The sequence below is a fragment of the Bifidobacterium sp. POST2/T3 (B1) genome (genome assembly GCF_058197115.1).
Genome location: NZ_JBVPQK010000180.1, coordinates 1 through 5350, shown reverse-complemented (window position 1 = coordinate 5350; position 5350 = coordinate 1). Strand labels below are relative to the sequence as shown.

The following is a 5350-nucleotide window of genomic DNA, read 5'->3' as shown; positions in this document are numbered from 1 at the left end:
AGCTGGGGAAGCGAAACCACAACCCTCGGCGATAGCGTCAGTACTGCAAACTCCGTTGCCAAAACGAAGCCCACCCTAGTGGCCGATCCGGGCGGCACCGATCAGGGTCTGCACGCGGTCCAGGTCAGCGCCAACTGGAGCTTCATCATGGCTTTGAACGCGGATGGCAACATATACGCGTGGGGATACAACAACTGGGGGCAGTTCGGCAACGGGTCCTCGACCAACGGAACTTGGACCACTTACTCCTCCACCCCTACGCTGGTGCGCGATCCCACGGATACCAGCAAAGGATTGCAGGTCACCGGGATCAGCGCGGGCGCATGGCACGCCTTGGCCATAGGTCAGGACGGCACGGTATGGGCATGGGGAATGGACAACAATGGCCAGCTTGGTTTCAGCACCGACTATCAGACGTTGCCCAAGCAGGTACCCAATCTCAAGGCCCAGCAGGTCAGCGCAAGCACATGGAATTCCTTGGCAATAGGTCTGGACGGCACAACCTGGGGTTGGGGCAACAACGCCAATGGCCAGCTCGGCGACGGCACCACCAGTAAGCGGACCACGCCACGGCCGGTCTTAGCCCCTGCAGATCAGAGCGGCTCCGGCACTGGGTTTGCATCCGTACGCATCAGTGCAGGATGGGGCCATTCCGTGGCCATCGGCCAGGACGGCAAAGCCTACGCCTGGGGCGACAACCGCTACAATCAGCTTGGAGCCGAGCAGAGCCTGACGCAGAGCCGCACCCCGACCCTAGTAGCCTTCAATCCGACGTTGCTAATCACTGGTGTCAAGTTTGACAAGACAGTGGTGAACCCCCTGCAGCAGAATTCTGACGGGTCCGTCTCTTTCGCTACGCCTGTCCATAATCCTGGGCAAGCCGACGTGGTCGTGGACTGGACCCTGGACGGCGTCAGCCAGACCCAGGAGCACCTGGCCTACACCTACGAGGGCGTCCTGCCCCTGACGGGCGGCAACGGCAGCATGATCCTCCTGCTCGCCGCCGGGCTGCTCGCCGCAGCCGGCGCCGTCGCGGCCGGACGCCACCGGCGTGAAACCCGCGCCCTGCAGGCCTAGAATCTTCACCCGAGTAAGCGGCTGGGCTAAACCCCAAGTTAGCCCAGCCGAAGGGTGGCCCCGCAGTCCCCAACACAACGGAGCCACCCATCCCCACTTTCATGCAATTTCTTAAAAGGATGCAGGAGTCCCGGAAAGCAGGTCTGTAAGGCATCGACAGACTGATGCTTACGCCCAAGCGCGCCTGCTGTGGTAACCTGTCTTATGTGAGCCGGGATTGTGCCCGGCATGCGGCTTTCAGTCTGGACAGGGGGCATCCTGGACATGTGCCGCGATTCCTGGGAAAGGGGATTCCGCTTAATTATTGGTCAGCATACCAACACGCCGAACCGTCCAGCAGCGGCCATCAGCCTGCTGCTAGCCCTCATTCTGCCCGCCAGTATGATTGCCGGCGGCCTGGCAACGGCTGACCCAACGGCCAGCCAGCCTGTCATGGCCGACGCGCCGGCCCTGACAGGAAACACCGGGGGGGGGGGGTCGTCAGACCCCTCGCGTAGCTAAGCAAAATCCCGGCATTTCCCCCAGTAACGCAATATCCACAACCAGCCAGCCATCCCTATCCGCACCCTCGCCCCTGAACATAGCCTCCCCACTGACACCCACGCCTTCACCCCTAGCCACGTCTTCATCACCGAAAGTTACAACATCTAAATCTGGTAGAAGCAACGACGATCTATCTCAGACGCGATCAACAAAGCATACCGTCACCTTCAAAGATGACAGCACAACTCTCAGCAAGCAATCCATTGCTGACGGCACCCGGGCCAGTCGGCCTCCCAAGGATCCAACCAGGGACGGCTACCTGTTCGACGGCTGGTTCACCAAAGACGCCAAAGGCGACTCCAACGTGGCCTACGACTTCAGCCAGCCCGTTACCACAGATTTCACCCTGACCGCCCACTGGACCAAAGGAACCAGCTCATGGAGCATCTCCCCCACCTCCGGGCCAGCCGCGGGGGGCGACAAAACCATCCTGACCACTCCCACGAAACCAGACATACGGTTCAGCCATATCAGCTCAGGGAGCAATTTTATCCTGGCCCTGGGATCGGACGGCAACCTCTACAGCTGGGGCAGCAACGGCGATGGTGAGCTAGGACGCGACACCAGCAGCACACCTAACAGCATACCAGGGCTGGTTACAGCACCGGATGGCGTCCGCTTCACCCAGACAAGCGGAGGGCTAGGCCTTTCCCTGGCCCTGGGATCGGACGGCAATATCTACAGCTGGGGATATAACAGCGAGGGTCAACTAGGACGCGACACCAGCAGCAAGGACAGCACGCCAGCCGACAGGCCGGGCCTGGTCGCCCCGCCGGCAGGCGTCCGCTTCACCCAGGTCAGCGCCGGCTTCACGCATTCCTTCGCCTTCGGCTCGGACGGCAACCTCTACAGCTGGGGAGACAACAGCGACGGCCAGCTGGGACGCGATACTGGATCAGCCAAATACGACACCACGCCAGGCAAAGTTCCCCTGCCAGCAGGTGTCGCGAGTTTCACCCAGGTCAGCGGAGGAACTTTCTACTCCCTGGCTATGGGCTCGGACGGCAACCTCTACAGCTGGGGCACCAACACCTTCGGCGAGCTGGGACGCGATACTGGATCAGCCAGAAGCGACTCCACACCGAGGAAAGTGTCCATACGGACAGGCGTCGCAAAATTCACCGCTATCTCCGCAAAGGGATGGTGTTCCTTGGCTATGGACTCGGACGGCAACCTCTACAGCTGGGGATACAACCTCTACGGCGAACTGGGACGCAAAACCGATAATCCCACAATAAACGTTGTGCCAGTCAAAGTAACAATGCCGGCAGGCATCACGAGATTCATCTGGTTCGCCGAAGGAACGGAACACACTCTGGCTATGGGCTCGGACGGCAACCTCTACAGCTGGGGATGGGACTACTATGGCCAGCTGGGACGCGAGAACAACAACACGTCAGACAGCACTCCACGCAAAGTGATGATGCCGGCAGGTGTCAGCTACATCCAAGCCAGCGCAGGAGAGGCCTTTTCTGTGGCCATGGGCTCAGATGGCAACCTCTACAGCTGGGGAGACAATGAAAGCGGCCAGCTGGGACGTGACACCGGCGACAGCACCCAGAACACCAGCTCAGCCAAAGTCGCCTTCCCGGAGAATCCTAGGCCCGTCAGCGTCAGTTTCGGCGGGACACCCGGCACGAATCTGACGGCCAACGCCGACGGCACCTGGAGCGTCACCACGCCCCAGCATGCAGCAGGCAGGACGGACGTCACCATTTCTTGGAGCAGGAACGGCCAGCAGCCCGACGCGCACCTGAACTACAACTACCTAGGCTCCTACATGGTCGCCTTCGACAGTACCGACGGTAAGCCAATCCCGGACGAACAGCAGATCACCGAAGGCCAGCAGGCCACACGCCCGACCACAAACCCGACCAGGGACGGCTTCCTGTTCGACGGTTGGTTCATCAAGGATGCCGAAGGCGATTCCGATGTGGCCTACGACTTCAGCCAGCCCGTCACCGGCAATATCACCCTGGTCGCACATTGGAGCCCCGCAAACACCGGAGATTGGTCAATCAACCCGAGCAAGGGCAACGTACTGGGCGGCCAGCAGGCGACCATCACCCCGCCAAGGCTAAGCCGCGGCATCCGCCTCAACCAAGTCAGCGCCGGCGGCTTCCAGCCCGGGAATTGGCGCGGCTTCTCCGTGGGCGTGGCCAGCGACGGGAACGCCTACGCCTGGGGCGATAACCAGTACGGGCAGCTAGGCCAGGATTCAAAGAAGACGGCCCTTCGGAGCACACCTGCCGCAGTCCCTTTGCCGGATGGCGCAGATTCCAGTTTCACCTACACGCAGGTCGCGGCAGGCGGGGCTCACGTGCTAGCCATCGGCTCCGACCAGACCGTCTACAGCTGGGGAGCTAACAACCGGGGACAACTCGGCAACGGTAGCAAGACAGCACAGAGCCTTCCCAAACCCGTCAAAGGTGCGGACGGCCAGCCTTTCAAAGCCGTCCAGGTGAGCGCCGGACTTGCTGACTCGGCAGCCATCGACACTCAGGGGCGCGTCTACACCTGGGGCAGCGAGCACGACAACAGCTACACGTACAGTACAGCCAAGCTGACACCGACCCTGGCTCAAGATCCCGAAGGCTCCAGCCAAGGACTGCATGCAGTCCAGGTCAGCGTCAAATGGAGCTTTGTCATGGCTCTGGACGCGGATGGCAGTATATACACCTGGGGGTACAACAACTGGGGCCAGCTAGGCAACAACACCACCAGCAGCGCATACACAACCACACCTGTCACAGTGCCGGATCCGAAAGATAGCGGGAAGACACTGCAGGCGACCAGAATCAGCGCAGGAGCTACCCACGCTCTGGCCATCGGCCAGGACGGCACGGCTTGGGCCTGGGGAGCCAACCCCGATGGTCGATTGGGCGATGGGACACAAACCCGACGAACCACCCCTAAGCAGGTGCGGAATCCAAAGGACTCCAGCCAGGGATTTCAGGTCGCCCAAATCAATGCAGGAATGTATCATTCCTTGGCTATTGACACGAACGGCTCAGCCTGGGCATGGGGATGGGACTACTATGGCCAGTTAGGAACTGTAAGCTCTCGTCTGGCTCCTGCGCAGGTGTCATCCCCCGTAGGCCAGGGCAACACTGGCACCGGGTTCACATCCGCACAAATCAGCGGAGGAGGAATTCACTCCGTGGCCATTGGCAAGGATGGCAACGCATACAGCTGGGGAGCCAACACTTACGGCCAGCTCGGCACTGAGCAGAGATTGGAGCAGAGCGACACGCCAATCCTGGTGGCGTTCAATCCGGCACTGCTGATCACCGGCGTCAAGTTCGACAAGACGGCCGTGGACCCCCTGCAGCAGAATTCTGACGGATCCGTCTCTTTTGCCACGCCCGCCCATAATCCGGGATTGGCTGATGTAATCGTGGACTGGACCCTGGGCGGCACCAAACAGGAACCCGCGCACCTGGCCTACACCTACGAAGGCACCCTGCCCCTGACGGGCGGCAACGGCACCATGGCCCTCCTGCTCGCCGCCGGGCTGCTCGCCGCAGCCGGCGCCGCCGCAGCCGGACGCCACCGGCGTGAATCACACAGCCTGCACGTCTAGAATCTTCACTCGAGTAAGCAGCCGGGCCGCACCCCAAGACGGCCCGGCCAACCAGGGTGGCCCCGCCAATCCCCAACACAACGGAGCCACCCACCTCACTTCATTAGAATCCCACTCCCACGCCAACCCCATCTGCAGCGATAACGA

General features: G+C 61.3%; 3 protein-coding genes. All 3 read left to right on the top strand.

The features are described from left to right. Positions 1-1077, top strand: a 1077-nt coding sequence (locus tag AC0AP0_RS08450; protein ID WP_490430147.1) for an RCC1 domain-containing protein, incomplete at its 5' end; no start/stop codon positions are given. A gap of 228 nt (positions 1078-1305) precedes the next feature. Beyond that, positions 1306-1578: a hypothetical protein gene (locus tag AC0AP0_RS08445; RefSeq protein ID WP_490430146.1), complete on the top strand. Its 273-nt coding sequence runs from the start codon at positions 1306-1308 to the stop codon at positions 1576-1578. A 13-nt stretch (positions 1579-1591) separates the two neighbouring features. After that, on the top strand, positions 1592-5203 hold the full coding sequence (locus tag AC0AP0_RS08440) for an RCC1 domain-containing protein (RefSeq protein WP_490430148.1): 3612 nt from the start codon (positions 1592-1594) through the stop codon (positions 5201-5203). Positions 5204-5350: the final 147 nt, after the last annotated feature.

Bases quoted from the DNA above. Each gene is read 5' to 3' on its own strand.
- AC0AP0_RS08445 (WP_490430146.1), top strand. From the start codon at position 1,306: ATGCGGCTTTCAGTCTGGACAGGGGGCATCCTGGACATGTGCCGCGAT.